The organism is Paenibacillus pinihumi DSM 23905 = JCM 16419 (assembly GCF_000422505.1).
In the GTDB taxonomy this organism is placed as follows: Bacteria; Bacillota; Bacilli; order Paenibacillales; family Paenibacillaceae; genus Paenibacillus_D; species Paenibacillus_D pinihumi.
This window is the reverse complement of the sequence record NZ_KE383865.1, coordinates 138,357-153,125: the sequence shown is the minus strand read 5'-3', so window position 1 is coordinate 153,125 and position 14,769 is coordinate 138,357. Positions and strand designations below refer to the sequence as shown.

Below are 14,769 nucleotides of genomic sequence, written 5' to 3'. Positions count from 1 at the left end.
TTCTCCCATTCAATTAGATCATAAATGAAGAGCCTCCTTGCAGCAATTTGCTGCTTTAAGGAGGCTCTTGCTATCTACTTGAGTGTCTACCGGATCTCGGAAGGACTCTTGCCAGTGTACTGCTTGAACTGCCTGCTGAAAAAAAAGATATCGCGGTAGCCCAGGGCATCAGCGACTTCTGTCACATTCATCCCCGCATGCATGAGCAGATGCTTCGCACGGTCGATCCGTGTGCGAATCATATAGGCCTGCACGGATACGCCGATCAGCTCCTTGAACTTGATCGAGAAATAACGGGGGGACAATTGGGCACGCTGGGCCAGATCTTCGACACGGTGGGCATGTCCGGGATTTTGCCGGATATAGTTGGCAATCTCATGAATCGCCTCGGTAAGCTGGTTGCTGGCACGCGGCTCTATGGAATCGCGTTCCATCAGGTCTTCCCGAAGCAGATGGATCAGCAGCTGCTTCAATATAAGCTGTGCTTCCTCCTCTGCCGCATAGGTCTTGACGAGGAACAGCCGGACATAACGGGACAGCAAGTATTCAAAATCGACTGTATCCTCCAATACCCGGTACGACTTGGGCACAAGCTCGACCTGGTCCAGAATATCGAAGTGAATATAAGTCAGAACCAGCGGCTTTTGAGGGTTATGCGTCGCGCTTGGATGATCCCCTGGACGAAACAAAAAACAGCTTCCTTTTCCGACCGGATACGTTACCCCATTGAGTTCCAGATTTCCTTCTCCGCTCCACACAAAAAACAAGTCATAGTTAGCCAGCGGTTTTTCCCGCTTTTGCCATTTCCAGCCGGGCTCACAGACAATTTTTGCAAAGGAAGGCTTAAGTATAAAAGATGAAGGCGCGGCATTTAACATTTATTTTTAACCTCCTTGAAGGCCTCGTGCAAACTTGCTAACGATGTCATCATACAACACTCCAAAAACAGTGTGCAACTTTTTAAAAAATTTCATTTTCCATCCTGCCGAAAGCGATAAAAAAGTGATATAATAACCCGAAAAGAATCGAACAATTCGGAAGGATGAAGATTCATGAACCCACTTGCTCAACAGTTGAATGAAGCGATTCAACAGGAGAATCCGCATGTCTACGAAATGCTGTCTGACATCGGACAAGCGATTTATTTTCCAAAAGAGGGCATTCTGAGCCAATCAGCAGAAGCCAAAAATAAGGCTAATAAATTCAATGCTACTATTGGGATTGCGCTGGAAGGCGGCAAGCCGATGCATCTGAAGATGATTCAAGATACATTGTCCGCTTATCAGCCCAAAGACCTTTATCCATATGCGCCACCAGAGGGCAAGCCCGAGCTTCGCTCTGTATGGCGCGAGAAGATGATTGAAGAGAACCCGTCTCTGAAAGGCAAGTCCTTCGGCAACCCGGTTGTTACGAATGCACTGACCCATGGATTGAGCATCATCGCTGATCTCTTTGTGGGAGCAGGTGATTCTGTCATCATTCCGAATAAAAATTGGGAAAACTATGAGTTGACCTTCGGTCTCCGCCGTGGGGCTGAAATTGTAGAATATAATTTATACAACGATGAATACCGCTTCAACTCGGCAGGGCTGCGCCAAGCATTGCTGGCTCAGAAAGACAAAGGCAAAGCAGTCGTTGTCCTGAACTTCCCGAACAACCCGACCGGCTATACGCCTGACAAACAGGATGCTGACAAGATTGTCGCTGCGATCCGTGAGGCTGCTGAAGATGGAATCAACGTTGTTGTTGTAGCGGACGATGCCTACTTTGGGCTGTTTTTCGAGGACTCCCTGCAGGAATCGATCTTTGGGCAGCTGGCTGATCTGCATCCTCGCGTTCTGGCAGTCAAGGTTGACGGTGCGACTAAGGAAGAATATGTGTGGGGCTTCCGTGTCGGCTTTGTAACCTATGCATCTCCGTCTGAGGCAATTCTGAAGGCGCTGGAGCAAAAAACAATGGGCATTATCCGTGCAACAATCTCCAGCTGCTCGCATCCGTCCCAGACCTTTGTGCTGCATGCCTTGCAATCCCCTGAATTCGCGGCGCAAAAACAGGAGAAGTACGAGATTATGAAAGGCCGCGCCAATCGGGTTAAAACACTGCTGGATAGCGGACGTTATGGCGATGTATGGGAATACTACCCGTTCAACTCCGGTTACTTTATGTGCCTCAAGCTGACCACAGCCAGTGCGGAATCCGTTCGCGTCAAACTGCTGGACAGCTACGGAATCGGCACCATTGCTCTTGGAGAGTCAGACCTTCGTGTTGCGTTCTCCTGTATTGAGGAAGAGCATTTGGAAGAGCTGTTTGATACGATTCATAAAGCTGTTGTTGAAGTGGGCGGCAAGTAAAGTACGCTTTGGGCTAACAACAGATTTAAAGCTGCATAATCTATATATAAGCACAGCATGTAGAGACCTTCAAACGGAATTCCGGTTTGAAGGTCTCTTGCCTTTTGTATGCTGAATTGCTCTATTCCATTTATTTGTTTGACCTTGTTATCTTTTGCTCACGGTTTGTTCGACTTATTCCCTTTACTCCGCAATCAGCAACATATAGCTGTCCATGTAATAATCAATATTGAGCGCAGGCCGTTACCTGTCCTAGTCGTCCTGCTCCTTGGACAGTTTCTTAAGGAATTGACCCGGGAGGCGAAACAGGATATAGGCCAGACTCAAACCAATCGTAATAAGCGGCGGCCAGATGAACCCCTTTGCAAGAAGCAGCAGCAGCGGCAGCCATAACAAAAGGCTGCAGATCAGCAATGTTTTGACAACCACCCGCATCATGGATTCATTATGCTGCTCATCCGGCAGGGGATAGATATGCCTCCATACGGAATGGCGGTGCGACTGTCTGAGCGCACTAACCTGAATCCGTATAATGATGAGAAACAGGACCGAAATACCAGCCGCTCCGAACCCTTCCAGCAGTGCAGACCGCACCAGCAGATAAATGACGAGCATGCCAAGCAGAGTCAGCCGGACCAGCATACCGCCAAGCTCGGTCCGCAACAGGGTCAGCACAAATAAATACCGGTACGTATTCGCATGGGTGTATCTGAGCCGTCCGGCAATCCATGCCAGATAAGGACGCTTTGCAACCTTTGCCGGAAGCACCGGTACATCAGTAAAGCTGCCGAAAAACTGGTAGTATGTTCTTCTGGTACGTGCTTCCTCGGCAATCAATCGCTCCCACGGGAAGCTGTGGCGGACCGGCAGCCTCTGTATAAGCCATATAACCGCAGAGAGCAGCAAGCCGAACAAAGCAGCCTTCCATAACGGGACAACAAGCAGGGCAGCAACCAGGAGCGCAGTCAATGACCATCTCAACAAACGGACACCGCGGCGAGCACCCGGCCAGGCAATCTGGCGTTCCCTCCAGGAAGCGGCGGCGTTTAAGCTCTTCAAGATAACCATACAGACCAGGAATACCGCCCAGTGATGAGGATTCGATGCTGCCCTCTCATATATGGGCAAATACAAAGCCATCACAATACCAAGACCGATGAAGCCAGGAATCAGGTTATGCCTCCAGGAGGCTTTTACATAAGCAGGCATTTCTTGTTCTCTTGGCATCAAGAAGGCAACATCCGCCGGATGCAGCCACGTTCTTAAGGGGCTGTAACAGGCCATCGGTGTCAGAAAAATAATCCCTACAAGCACGTAAGGGAAATCGGCTGGAAGATCCCGGAGTAAAGTACCGTAGCCGAGCATTCCCATAATAATCAGAAGAAGCAAAAATCCCGGAAACCCGCTCCGGAATATATCCTGCAAATAAGGCGTGATTTCCTTGCGGAATGCAGCACGCCGCTGCTGCCACAACTCCTTAAGTGACTGGCGCATCTCCGTCCCCTCCTGTTACGAGACGATAGAAAGCTTCCTCCAGACTTGCATTCCTATCCCCGGACTGCTCTCTGACCTGTTCCAGACTGCCCTGCGCTACCATTTTTCCGCGGTGCATTACAAGGAAACGATCACAATATGTTTCTACGGTCGCCAAAATATGAGAGCTCATTAAAATGGCGGCCCCGCTATTTTTAACCTCAACCAGCCTCTCCAGCAAAGAACGGATGCCCAGCGGATCAAGACCAAGGAATGGTTCGTCAATGATATACAATGGCGGCTCCGAAAGCAGCGCATTCATGATCATAACTTTCTGCTTCATCCCTTTGGACAGGTGTCCTGAGAAGGCCGTCCGCTTGGCAGCCATATGAAATTCCTTCAGAAGCATCTCACTGCGCTGTTCATAGTGCCCCGGGTCCACATCATAAGCCATGCCAGTCAGCCTCAGATGCTCCTGTACCGTCATTTCATCAAACAGCACCGGAGACTCCGGCACGTATGCAAAGGAAGAACGATACCGCTGAGGGTCCTGTTCGAGTGTGGTTCCCCGAATTTGAATCTCTCCCTTCAGCGGCTTCATCAACCCGAGAATATGTTTGATTGTGGTGCTTTTCCCAGCCCCGTTAAGACCGATCAAGCCAACCATCTCTCCCGGTTTAATGTCAAAGTTAATGTTATGAAGGACAGGCCTTCTGGGGCTGTAGCCGCCAGTCAAGCCGTCAACGCGCAATACCGGTTCCATCTTCTATCACCTCATTCCAGCTTATTTATCCGAATATGCGATCATAACTAGGATTGATCCTGCCCGCTGCGTTTGGCCTTGAGCCATTTAGGCGCGCCTTTATCTTTGCGTTCACGCTCGCGTACAGCCTTTGATACCTTGGCAGAAGTCTTGGCTTTTGCCTGCGGCTTGGCGGCGGCTGAATGTCCGGCACCTTTGCCTGGCACGGAACTGCCACTCGCAGTTTTTTCTTTCCTGGCGCTTGCTTCTTTTTCTTTCCTGGCTCCTGCAGCTCCTGCAACCATTTCATCCAAAGCAGCCTGACGGCCCCCGCCATTATCCCTTTCTCTCTCAGGCTTAGGCGATTTGGCAGATGTAATTGGCGCTTCTGCATTTCTGGCAGACGGGCGGGAATTGCCGCTATTCTTCACTTCCGAAGCATCGGCCAGCTTGCCGTACTGCATGACGACCTGTTGAAGCCGAATGCCGAGCTGCTTCTGGAACTTGTCCATAATAAACAGCTGATCCGGTGTAATAATTGAAATTGTCGTTCCCGGACGCCCCATGCGGCCCGTTCTCCCGGCACGGTGAACATAGTGGTCGGCATCTATAGCAGGGTCCAAATTGATGACCAGCGGAAGATTTTCAATGTCCAGCCCTCTGGCCGCTACATCTGTGGCCAGCAGCAGCTGGCAGGTGCCATCACGGAAATGGTCAAGTGTACGTGCCCGCTTCACCTTGTCTGCATCGCCATACAGCGCTTCGACTGCGAATCCGGAATAGCTGAGCTTCGATTCCCAGTTGCTGATATTATCCGTATCATTCAGAAACAGCAGCGCAGAACGCGGGTTAAGCAAACGAATTAATTTCCGTGCTACCTCTACCTTGTCACGCTTGTCGCAAACGATGAACTGATGCTCTACTGAAGCTGCCACCCGCTGTCCCGGCTCGACTTCAACACGGGCAGGATCTTTCATCCACCGCCGCTCGAGTGCAATCATAGACGCCGGGAAAGTCGCCGAGAAAAACGCCAGCTGCCGCTCGCGTCCTGTGTTGAACAGCAGTTGCTCCACATCACGGGAAGACCCCAGGTCAAATACCTGATCCGCCTCATCTATAATAACCGTACGCACCGCATTCAGCTTGAGTTTGCGCTGCTTCAGCAGCTCATGGATACGTCCAGGGGTACCGATGACAAGTTGAGGATGCTCCTTGAGTTTTTCGATCTGGCGTTTGAGTGCCGCGCCTCCGATAAGAGGCTGTACGCGAATGCCAAGCGGCTCCCCGTATATACGCGCTACTTGTACAATTTGCATCGCCAGCTCCTGCGTTGGAGCCAGAATGACAGCCTGCACCTGTTTATTTCCTGCATCCATTTGCTGCAGCGTCGGAATCAGGTACGCCAGTGTCTTTCCGCTCCCTGTCTGTGAATGTGCAATCACATCCCGCTTGCCAAGCAGCAGAGGAATGGCTTGAGCCTGAACGGCAGTTGGATCTGTAATGCCATTGCCGTGCAATAGCCGGATCGTCTCCTCAGATATGTCCAGGCTGCTCCATAATGTATTCATAACGATAAAACTCCTTTAAATTCCCATTATTTTTTATTCAGCCAGCTTCCGGTGACCCGGTCAAGGAACCGGGGGAACAATTGGTACAACTTGATGCCGACAGCAGCTGAACGCGGCAGATCAACTTCCGCCTTACGCCGTTCTATCACTTTAATAATTGCCCGTACCACCTTCTCGGGCGGCATCATAAACCATTTTACATTATTGACATAAGTCCCGCCGGGATCTGCCGTTGCGAAAAACGGCGTATCAATCGGCCCCGGGTTGACGGCTGACACCACAATCCCCGTTCCTGTAAGCTCCGCCCTCAAGGCGTTGGTAAAGCCCAGCACCGCATGCTTGGTCGCCGTATAACCGGTCGACTTGGCACTTCCGATTTTACCTGCCATCGAGGCGATATTTATGATGTGTCCGCCGCCACGCCGCATAAAGTCAGGCAGCACAGCCTTCGTGCAGCGGACAATTCCCAGATAGTTCGTGTCCATCATTTCAGCATAATGCTCTACAGGCGCATCCATAATTTTCTCAAATCGTCCGAATCCGGCATTGTTGATCAAAATATCAATGCCATGGTTATCGGCCATAATTTGAGCCATGACGGCATCCACCTGCTCCTGGCTGGTCACATCCATCACATAGCCCTTATGTTCGCCTGGGATGGACTTCATTGCTTCTGCCAGCTTGACACTGCTCCGCCCTGTAATAATCGGAATAGCGCCCCTCTCTGAGAGCATCCGGGCCAGGAGCAGACCGATACCGCTGGTCGCACCTGTTATGACCACTTTTTTCCCTTTCACCATGTTCATCACCTAACAACAGTTTACTGTATAACCCCGTAAATACGCAAAGCACAACACAGGATTACGCAGGCATTCCTGCAAAAAATTAAAAAAGGGCCCCGTAACAGGAGCCCTGAACGATCTATCTATGCGATTAAAACCTGAATATCCAGCTCGCCAATTCCGTCCATAATCAGCGGAATCGTCAAAGCGCGAGACGGAAGTTCGCCGGAAGCTTGTACATATGAAAGCACCTTTGGAGGCGTAATATCCACCTTCACACCCTGGTTGAACAGCAACGTGCTCGCATTGCCGCTTATCATATTCCCCAATTCCGAAATGGCGCTTTTGCTCATCTCATCAATTTCCGTAATGACATATCCGCCCATCATCGCCGAAACGATCTTGAGTGCGACCTGCTCACTTAGCCCAAACATAACATCACCGGCAATCTGCCCCGACATCCCAATATGTATCCAGATGTATTCCTCAACCATGCGGACATCCTTCACTTGGAGTTCTCCTGTTTCAGGCCGAATCATAATCATTTGCTCTATGACGATTTTTGCCGACTCGAGAAACGGATTAATAAATTCTGCCTTCATCAATTGGAAGCGCCCCTTTGTATTCGCATAATTGGCATGCCTATTTAGTTATATTATACTTAATAAATTAGGTCAAGTATACTATCTTCTGCCAGATAAACCAATAAACACGACCAAAGTCCCGGTTATATAGCCTGACTATTGGCTTGTTTGTTTCGATAGCGTATCCGAATCAGCCGGAGACGATCATACAGCTGGTCAACCTGACGGCTCTTGAGCTGTTCCTCATCATATACCTGAGTCAGCACCGGCTTCAAGTACTGATCGCCTATCAGAGACAAGGCATCCCATATGCGCTGAAGCTCTTCATCCGACACTTCCGACAGCTCACGGTCAATCAAAGCTTCCAGATCGTAACCGTCCCACTGCAGTTGCTCGATCCGCTCAATGATTTCTCTTCTTCCAAGCTCAAGCTCCTGTTCCAAGTCCGAAAGTGTGCACCCTTCCGTCACGGCCTCCAGAATTCTTCGCTTCTGTTGATGGCGGTCCAACTGCTCCTTCAATTTCACTTCCTTTTGCTTATAGAGCCACTGAGTGTACACCCCCGGATTCAGAGCAGACTGGACCCAATCCAGCGGGAAGGCGGCCGGCTGTTCAAAGCTGCGTGTGAGCAGCAGTACCTCTTCCGCGTAAGCTGCATGCTTGGACTCACCCCAGCCGGGAATTTGCAGCAGTTCCGTCTCATCCTGCGGAACAAAGGCGCTGATCATTCTCAGCATCCGGTTGGTGGAGACGAGGTAAGCGGCTTTTCGCTGCTCGGAAGCCTTCCGCCGCCTCCAGGTCTTGAGCTCCTCAAGCAGCTCCGGATTGGCGTGCAGCTCCCCGAAGCAGTGAAGATACGATACCTTTCCGGCAGTTTTGCCAGAAGTGTTGCGTTCCTCCAGCAGACCATCCACTAACGGTATGAACCCTTCTCCCATCTTGACTGCCAGCCCGTAGCGGAAAGCTGTCAGCATTTCTTCCCATGAAAAGCCTTCGAACCAAATGCCCTGATGATCCTCACCTTCCTGCTCCCATGCTACCTGCCAGAGCCCCTGTACTTCGCCAATGGATACACGTGCCCTTGTAACCCGTCCTTCTTCCAACTGCTTCTCCATTGTATTCATAAAAACATGCTGCATCCCATACACCTCCAATGAATTACCGAGACGTCATGTACGAATTATCCGCCGGATTTGAAAGCATTCAGACCGGATATATAACCAGTACCCGGATAGCTGTCCCCATTGCCTGAAATAACATGCAGAACAACGCAAAAAAGCACCACCCTGTCTATTTCAGACAAGGAGGTGCTCCCTCACTTACGTACATGTTTTCGGTTGATTTCATCTTACCATAATAATATCCATTTCTACAAGTTTATTATTTTAAATATCCCCCATTGCGGATGCAGGGCATATGACAAAGCCTGGACCATCCGTTTCACCATGCAGCTTCAATTTAAAGAACCCCGCCGCGTTTTAATATCCTTGTCTTTCTTGCTGTGCTCACATCAGTGTATAATACTGCTATCTGCAAAAAAACGGGGGGCTTCAAAAATGGATTTACCGGATTATGATTTTATGTCAGACAAGACTGAGGATACGAGCACCCGGTTTGTGACCTTCATCGGGCCGAGCGTGAAGCGCTATGATTTAGCGATTACGACGACGAACAGCTTTTACGGCAAAAAACTCGTGACAGATCTGCAAGCAGGGAAGACAGCGATAATCGGACCGGATGATCTGGAGGCAGATGGTTATCTGGAATATGTGTTCAAACTGACGCAGGAAGAAGCGCAGGAGCTTGGGCAATTTTTGACGATGGTGGTAGGTGCTGTGAATTTTTCTGATCTCTAGGGGCACACTGTTACGGACAATGACCGTACGAGGGGGCGCCAATAGTGGAAGGTTTTATTTCCGAGGATAAGCAAAAATATACCGATCTGGCAACCGTAGAGTCCCAGCGCAATGACCTGACGCTGGAGGAATTCCCTGAAGGATCTTACGGTTCCGAACTGCTCACGGAATCGCTTGGAAAAAGTTCGCCGTGGCGCGCGGATCAGCGCTCGCCTGTCCGCTTCGGTTACGAGAACCGGGAGCTGCACGCAGGTATGGAACGGGAGTATGACGGTGACCAAGGGAAAGATAATGTTTCAGAAGAAGAGCCGTTACAGTAAACTTCTATCGTCAACATTGAGTTGATACCGTTCAGGACCAACTAAAAAAACAGCCCGTGCATCCTCTGCCATCAAAAATGGTATTACCGGATTAAACAGGCTGTTTTTTTATGAAAATTAGTTCAGTGGAACTTACCCGGCTTTCGCTAGCTTTGCGGCTCTTTAGGTGCAACCTGTTCCTGCTCCTGCAGCAGAGAAAGCACATCTGTCAGGTTCTTGTCATTCTTGTCAAAGGATGCACGGAAGGAACCCAGCACCGGGTTTGTTACCCAATCCCGTTCAGCCGCTAAACCTGTATTGCCCTGAACGATCTCGATATAGTATGTTTTCTCGGGTAACCTGAGCATCCAATATTGATTGTAACTAATGGAAAAGGCGTCATTTTGAGTGGCGATTAAGCCCGTAAACGAGCCTGCTTCGCCTTTAAATATACGCTTGTCAATGACGGTCATGGACGGGTGGAGCCTGTCCCCCAGGTGCTTCCATGCCTCCTCATCTGTAAACGGCTCTCCCCCTTCCTCTGCCTTGACAGAAACATAGAAAGACGAATTCGCATCCTTGTAAGGCCAACCGCTCCATGTCCAAACGCCGTCATATTCGGCAGGCTGGCTATTCCACAGTTTGGGTGCTGCGATCGACCAATTATCCTTGCTGCTGCCCAAACGCTGCTTGCCGTCAATTGGGGATTCAGCTTCTTTTGTAATCCGGATTGTCTTGGTCTGGCTGTTATAATGAACAGAAGCACCAAGCGTCTCGGCAAATGCGCGAAGCGGGACCATGATGGAATTACTTTTCTTGACCACCGGAACAGGGAGTTCTCTGCTTTGCCCGTTTATTTCCACGGACTTCTGTCCGAATACCACTAGCGCTTCATAAGAATGATATGACTTGTTCGTTAAGGTAAAGCCCGAGTTCTGTCCATGAAACTTAATATCCAGATTAAATGCCCGAATCAGCGTATTGATCGGAAACATTGTAATTCCATTAACCTCATATACAAACTCTACTGTCATTTCTTTGCCGTTCACAACCGCCTTATTGCTGCCCTGCTTAAGTATAATTTCAAGCTCAAGCTTGAGCGGCTGTTCCTTGGCAGCAGCAGCGCTGACCGAAGGATTCAGTGGTCCGTACAGGGGCACAGCAGCGGTAAGCACAACCGCTGCTAAGCAAGCAAGTCCAATCTTTTTTAGATGAAGCCTGTCCATATGAACTAACGCCTCCTGAAATTAAATTTCGTTTAACCATTCCCTCTCCCTGTAAGCCCGGCGCATCAAACATGAATCAACCCATTTATCTTGCAACAAAAATGAGTGGTAAAGAGAAATAATTGATTTACTAGAAATTTTATCTAATCTATTAATTTCATCATAATCCAGAATCCATAAAAAATAAACTTGAAAATGAGCTATCGCCAGGTTAGTTTACAACGGACTTTTAATCCTCATCATGCAACAAAATGCCTTTGCCAACCTCAAATATAAAAAAGCCCTGTGCACTCGTCACTTATGACTGTGCACAGGGCTGTTGAAGCCGTATTATTTCATTTCGGAAAGGTAAACCGCACGGTTCTCCTTCATTGATGTGTATGCCCCAAATACCATACGCATGGTATCCAGATTATCCTCTACGCTGTTTGACGGCTCACGGTTCTGCTCAATCGCCAGCATCAGCTCGCCCATCGTCCCCATGAACGCATGCGGGAACCATTTGCCGTGCAGTTCAGGCGTGAACCAGTAATCCGGATGAAGCTTTCTGGAGTAGTAGCTGATCGTGTCCTCGCGGCCGACCGGGTAATTATACAGGGAGCCGTTCGTTCCCTTGATAATGCCTTCGGTCCCCTCAAAACGGAAGGTTGCGTAGCGGTCCTCCTGCGTACCGATATGGTTGTGGTTATCATGGATAAGCCCTCTGGCTTCACCCGGAAAGCGGATATGCAGCAGCGTTCTCGTCTCACCCTTGGTCAGCTGTCCAGGGAAGCGTGCACCGTCCGCATAAATATATTCCGGCTTGCCGAACAGATATCGGATGGTATCCATGTAATGAATGCTGTGGTACATAAATTCGAGCGTCTCAATCTCGCGCAGGAATGTCCAGTTGGCAAACTCCTGCTTCACATTGACGCTGATTGTAGCCTGAAGCAAATCGCCGAGCCAGCCGCGCTGAATAATGGTATGGCTCGCCTTGATACCAGGGGACCAGCGCATCTGCTGGTTGACAGCGGCCTTAATGCCAGCTGCGCGGCATACCTCTGCAATCCCCTTTGCTTCTTCGTAGCTTTCAGCCAGCGGCTTCTGACAGAGAATATGCTTGCCGGCCCCCGCTGCCTGCTCCACCAGCTTCGGCTGTACCTTGGCCGGTACGGCCAGATCTATAATAAGCACCTCGCTGTCGGCAAGCAGTTCCTCATAAGAGCCGTACACTTTGCCAATGCCAAAATCTGAAGCAAGCTTGGCTGAACGCTCCTGATTTAAATCGAAGATACCGACGACCTTGAAACCCGCCATTTTGTAGGCAGGAAGGTGGCAGGATTCCACGATCTCCCCGGCGCCGACAATCCCGATGCCCATCTGCCGGTTCTCCGGAAGGGCGGGCTTGTAGTCCAGATCCAGCCATGCCGTGTCCAAATTGCTCATGCTAAAACCTCTCTCCCATAGTCGCTTCTTACAAGCTAGGCCCGATACGGTTAATGCTGAACTCCTGGTGCCCCAGAATTTCCGCTTTCGTCAGCTTGCCTTCGGCAACCTCTTGGATTTCCTTCCAGATGGCATCCCCGCTTGCTTCAATACTCATTGTGCCGGACAGAATCTGGCTGACATCGACGTCCATATTATCTTCCATATGAGCGAACATTTTGCCATTTCCTGTAATTTTGATTACCGGAATAACTGCAGCACCTGTAGGCGTACCGCGGCCGGTTGTAAAGCAGACAATGTGCGCGCCGCCCGCTGCCATACCGGATACGCACTCAATATCGTTACCCGGCGAATCCATGAAGTACAGCCCCGTCTCCGGAATGTCCTCGGCGTATTCGATGACGCCGCGAATCGGGGACGTTCCGCATTTACTGATGCAGCCCAGCGATTTTTCCTCAATGGTAGACAATCCGCCGGCAATATTGCCGGGGCTCGGATTACCGCCGCGCATATCAGCACCCATACGGTCAACCTCTTTCTCAAAGCGGTCAACGATATAGTAAAGCCTTTCTTTAATCTCCGGTGTTACACAGCGCTCTGCAAGTACATGCTCCGCACCGATAATTTCAGTTGTTTCACCGATAACGATCGTGCCGCCATCGTCAATGAGCCGATCCGCCGCTACGCCGAGCGCAGGGTTGGAAGCAAGGCCGGACGTTGCGTCGGAGCCGCCGCATTTTACGCCGACCTTCAGCTTGCTAAGCGGCACATCGACACGCTCCTGGCGATCCAGATCAGCCTTCATGCGCTTCGCCAGCTCAATTCCATATTGAATGGCTTTGACAGAGCCGCCGACGGTTTGAATATCGAATACTTCAACAGGCTTGCCTGTTTTGCGAATTTCCTCTGCGAGCGCGATTGGATCTACAACCTCACAGCCCAGGCTGATAATGATAACTGCGCCGACATTCGGGTTTTTGCCCGTTCCCGCCAGCACCTCAAATGTTCTGTCCTTATCCGCACCGATCTGGCTGCACCCATGCTGATGGGGGATCGCTACAGCGTCCGGAACCATCTGTACGATCCGGTTACATACCTGATTGGAGCAAATAACGGTAGGAATGATAAGCAAATGATTCCGGATGCCGATGTCTCCGTTTGCGCGTTGGTAAGCTTTAAATGTCTTCATGCTTGCGCCTCCTTGACAGCTTGGTCACCGCGTCCGCGGATCCCTTCAATATTATGGACATGCACATGTCTTCCCGCTTCAATTACAACGGTCGAACGGCCGATTACTTCGCCATACTTGCGAACCTCTGTGCCGTTTGGAATTTCAGCGATTGCAATTTTATGACCGAAGGCCACCGCATCCAGCAGCTTGATCTCAATCAATTCCTCGCCTCTGCGGATCGCAGCTGTCTCTCCCTCGTTCAAATCACGAAGCGCAGTTGCCACATGGTCCTTGCTGTCTACAACGAGCGCATCCGCTCCTGCCTGAATATCTCCTGCCATGCTTTTTGTCTCCCCTTCTATTCGCTTTCTTGATGGTTCCGTTATTTATTAAACTTCCGCTACCATACGGTTGGTAATTGCACCGAGTTTCTCGATCTCAATGGTTACAACATCGCCGTCCTTCAGGTATACGCGCTTATCCGCCGGATAGCCAAGCACAACGCCTTCAGGAGTTCCTGTCAGAATGATATCCCCAGGAGACAGCGTCAAATGTTGAGAAATGTAGCTGACGATCTCGGAAATGTTGAAGATCATATCAGAAGTATTGGAATGCTGGCGCACTTCTCCGTTAACCGTACATTTAATCTCCAGATTATTGGCATCGCCAACTTCATCTGCAGTTACGAGGTATCGACCAAGCGGCGAGAAATCATCACAAATTTTGCCCAGCATCCACTGTGGGGTACGAAGTTGCAAATCACGCGCAGACAAGTCGTTGACCGCGCTGTATCCGAATACATAATCCAGCGCCTCTTCCTTGGATACATATTTCGCTTTTTTACCGATAACAATAACCAGCTCTGCTTCATAATCCACTTCATTGGTGGACTTTGGCAGTGCTACATCATGGCCGTTCGCAGTCAGGGTATTGCTGAATTTATTAAATAAAATCGGATATTCCGGAATTGGCGCGTTGGTCTCCTCCGCGTGCTTCCGGTAGTTCAGGCCGACACAAATAATTTTGTCCGGATTTGTAACGGATGGCGCCCAGTTCAGCTTCTCTTCCTCACGCAGCAAATCGGAAGCTGCGGAATCAGCCAGCACCTGGTCAACGAGCTTTTGTACGGCTGCTACAGCTTCGTTGCCGCCTTCAATGACAGAATGAACATTAACAGGCGTCTCTCCTGCACTGTAGCGCTGTGCCGCAGCCGTCACATCTACGATCCCGCGATCTGTTTTGACTCCGAGTTTTTGGACATTGTTTTCAAGAAAATTCAATAATTTCAT

The 14,769-nt window shown here is 50.0% G+C and carries 15 protein-coding genes; 3 read left to right on the top strand and 12 right to left on the bottom strand.

Features of this window, described 5'->3' with window-relative positions:
* Nucleotides 1–86: 86 nt before the first annotated feature.
* The gene (locus tag H583_RS0120705) at nucleotides 87–878 is read right to left on the bottom strand and encodes a helix-turn-helix domain-containing protein (RefSeq protein WP_028562151.1); all 792 of its coding nucleotides are present in this window, start codon (nucleotides 876–878) and stop codon (nucleotides 87–89) included.
* A 174-nt stretch (nucleotides 879–1,052) separates the two neighbouring features.
* Here H583_RS0120705 and H583_RS0120700 point away from each other — a divergent pair, with 174 nt between their 5' ends.
* On the top strand, nucleotides 1,053–2,351 hold the full coding sequence (locus H583_RS0120700) for an aminotransferase class I/II-fold pyridoxal phosphate-dependent enzyme (protein WP_028562150.1): 1,299 nt from the start codon (nucleotides 1,053–1,055) through the stop codon (nucleotides 2,349–2,351).
* Nucleotides 2,352–2,603: 252 nt separating this feature from the next.
* Here H583_RS0120700 and H583_RS0120695 read toward each other — a convergent pair whose 3' ends face one another.
* From H583_RS0120695 to H583_RS0120670, 6 genes are all read right to left on the bottom strand, one after another.
* Nucleotides 2,604–3,845 (bottom strand): ABC transporter permease, encoded by a 1,242-nt coding sequence (locus tag H583_RS0120695; RefSeq protein WP_028562149.1) that lies wholly within the window; start codon nucleotides 3,843–3,845, stop codon nucleotides 2,604–2,606.
* Nucleotides 3,829–4,587 carry an ABC transporter ATP-binding protein gene (locus H583_RS0120690; protein ID WP_028562148.1) on the bottom strand — a complete coding sequence of 253 codons (759 nt, stop codon included), beginning with the start codon at nucleotides 4,585–4,587 and terminating at the stop codon, nucleotides 3,829–3,831. Before H583_RS0120690 ends, H583_RS0120695 begins: the two co-directional genes overlap by 17 nt.
* Before the next feature lie 47 nt (nucleotides 4,588–4,634).
* Complete coding sequence (locus H583_RS0120685) at nucleotides 4,635–6,134, bottom strand: DEAD/DEAH box helicase (protein WP_028562147.1); 1,500 nt, start codon at nucleotides 6,132–6,134, stop codon at nucleotides 4,635–4,637.
* 26 nt (nucleotides 6,135–6,160) lie between these two features.
* The gene (locus H583_RS0120680) at nucleotides 6,161–6,934 is read right to left on the bottom strand and encodes an SDR family NAD(P)-dependent oxidoreductase (protein WP_028562146.1); all 774 of its coding nucleotides are present in this window, start codon (nucleotides 6,932–6,934) and stop codon (nucleotides 6,161–6,163) included.
* Nucleotides 6,935–7,059: 125 nt separating this feature from the next.
* Complete coding sequence (locus H583_RS0120675) at nucleotides 7,060–7,518, bottom strand: chemotaxis protein CheX (protein ID WP_028562145.1); 459 nt, start codon at nucleotides 7,516–7,518, stop codon at nucleotides 7,060–7,062.
* 125 nt (nucleotides 7,519–7,643) lie between these two features.
* Nucleotides 7,644–8,639, bottom strand: a complete 996-nt coding sequence (locus tag H583_RS0120670) for an HRDC domain-containing protein (RefSeq protein ID WP_028562144.1) — start codon at nucleotides 8,637–8,639, stop codon at nucleotides 7,644–7,646.
* Nucleotides 8,640–9,056: 417 nt separating this feature from the next.
* Between H583_RS0120670 and H583_RS0120660 the strand changes: the two genes are divergently transcribed.
* Both H583_RS0120660 and H583_RS0120655 read left to right on the top strand, forming a co-directional pair.
* The gene (locus H583_RS0120660; protein WP_028562143.1) at nucleotides 9,057–9,356 is read left to right on the top strand and encodes a DUF3055 domain-containing protein; all 300 of its coding nucleotides are present in this window, start codon (nucleotides 9,057–9,059) and stop codon (nucleotides 9,354–9,356) included.
* A gap of 44 nt (nucleotides 9,357–9,400) precedes the next feature.
* Nucleotides 9,401–9,676 carry a hypothetical protein gene (locus H583_RS0120655; RefSeq protein ID WP_028562142.1) on the top strand — a complete coding sequence of 92 codons (276 nt, stop codon included), beginning with the start codon at nucleotides 9,401–9,403 and terminating at the stop codon, nucleotides 9,674–9,676.
* Between the two features lie 146 nt (nucleotides 9,677–9,822).
* Here H583_RS0120655 and H583_RS0120650 read toward each other — a convergent pair whose 3' ends face one another.
* From H583_RS0120650 to H583_RS0120630, 5 genes are all read right to left on the bottom strand, one after another.
* Nucleotides 9,823–10,881, bottom strand: a complete 1,059-nt coding sequence (locus H583_RS0120650) for a copper amine oxidase N-terminal domain-containing protein (protein WP_028562141.1) — start codon at nucleotides 10,879–10,881, stop codon at nucleotides 9,823–9,825.
* 330 nt (nucleotides 10,882–11,211) lie between these two features.
* Nucleotides 11,212–12,309 (bottom strand): Gfo/Idh/MocA family protein, encoded by a 1,098-nt coding sequence (locus H583_RS0120645; RefSeq protein WP_028562140.1) that lies wholly within the window; start codon nucleotides 12,307–12,309, stop codon nucleotides 11,212–11,214.
* A 28-nt stretch (nucleotides 12,310–12,337) separates the two neighbouring features.
* Nucleotides 12,338–13,498 (bottom strand): UxaA family hydrolase, encoded by a 1,161-nt coding sequence (locus H583_RS0120640; RefSeq protein ID WP_028562139.1) that lies wholly within the window; start codon nucleotides 13,496–13,498, stop codon nucleotides 12,338–12,340.
* Nucleotides 13,495–13,821 (bottom strand): UxaA family hydrolase, encoded by a 327-nt coding sequence (locus H583_RS0120635; RefSeq protein ID WP_028562138.1) that lies wholly within the window; start codon nucleotides 13,819–13,821, stop codon nucleotides 13,495–13,497. Before H583_RS0120635 ends, H583_RS0120640 begins: the two co-directional genes overlap by 4 nt.
* 48 nt (nucleotides 13,822–13,869) lie before the next feature.
* Entirely contained in the window at nucleotides 13,870–14,769 is a 900-nt protein-coding gene (locus H583_RS0120630) for a fumarylacetoacetate hydrolase family protein (RefSeq protein WP_028562137.1), read from the bottom strand.

Bases quoted from the DNA above. Each gene is read 5' to 3' on its own strand.
- H583_RS0120680 (WP_028562146.1), bottom strand. From the start codon at position 6,934: ATGGTGAAAGGGAAAAAAGTGGTCATAACAGGTGCGACCAGCGGTATC.
- H583_RS0120660 (WP_028562143.1), top strand. From the start codon at position 9,057: ATGGATTTACCGGATTATGATTTTATGTCAGACAAGACTGAGGATACG.
- H583_RS0120630 (WP_028562137.1), bottom strand. From the start codon at position 14,769: ATGAAATTATTGAATTTTCTTGAAAACAATGTCCAAAAACTCGGAGTC.
- H583_RS0120685 (WP_028562147.1), bottom strand. From the start codon at position 6,134: ATGAATACATTATGGAGCAGCCTGGACATATCTGAGGAGACGATCCGG.
- H583_RS0120635 (WP_028562138.1), bottom strand. From the start codon at position 13,821: ATGGCAGGAGATATTCAGGCAGGAGCGGATGCGCTCGTTGTAGACAGC.
- H583_RS0120675 (WP_028562145.1), bottom strand. From the start codon at position 7,518: ATGAAGGCAGAATTTATTAATCCGTTTCTCGAGTCGGCAAAAATCGTC.
- H583_RS0120650 (WP_028562141.1), bottom strand. From the start codon at position 10,881: ATGGACAGGCTTCATCTAAAAAAGATTGGACTTGCTTGCTTAGCAGCG.
- H583_RS0120690 (WP_028562148.1), bottom strand. From the start codon at position 4,587: ATGGAACCGGTATTGCGCGTTGACGGCTTGACTGGCGGCTACAGCCCC.
- H583_RS0120705 (WP_028562151.1), bottom strand. From the start codon at position 878: ATGTTAAATGCCGCGCCTTCATCTTTTATACTTAAGCCTTCCTTTGCA.
- H583_RS0120695 (WP_028562149.1), bottom strand. From the start codon at position 3,845: ATGCGCCAGTCACTTAAGGAGTTGTGGCAGCAGCGGCGTGCTGCATTC.
- H583_RS0120645 (WP_028562140.1), bottom strand. From the start codon at position 12,309: ATGAGCAATTTGGACACGGCATGGCTGGATCTGGACTACAAGCCCGCC.
- H583_RS0120640 (WP_028562139.1), bottom strand. From the start codon at position 13,498: ATGAAGACATTTAAAGCTTACCAACGCGCAAACGGAGACATCGGCATC.
- H583_RS0120700 (WP_028562150.1), top strand. From the start codon at position 1,053: ATGAACCCACTTGCTCAACAGTTGAATGAAGCGATTCAACAGGAGAAT.
- H583_RS0120670 (WP_028562144.1), bottom strand. From the start codon at position 8,639: ATGCAGCATGTTTTTATGAATACAATGGAGAAGCAGTTGGAAGAAGGA.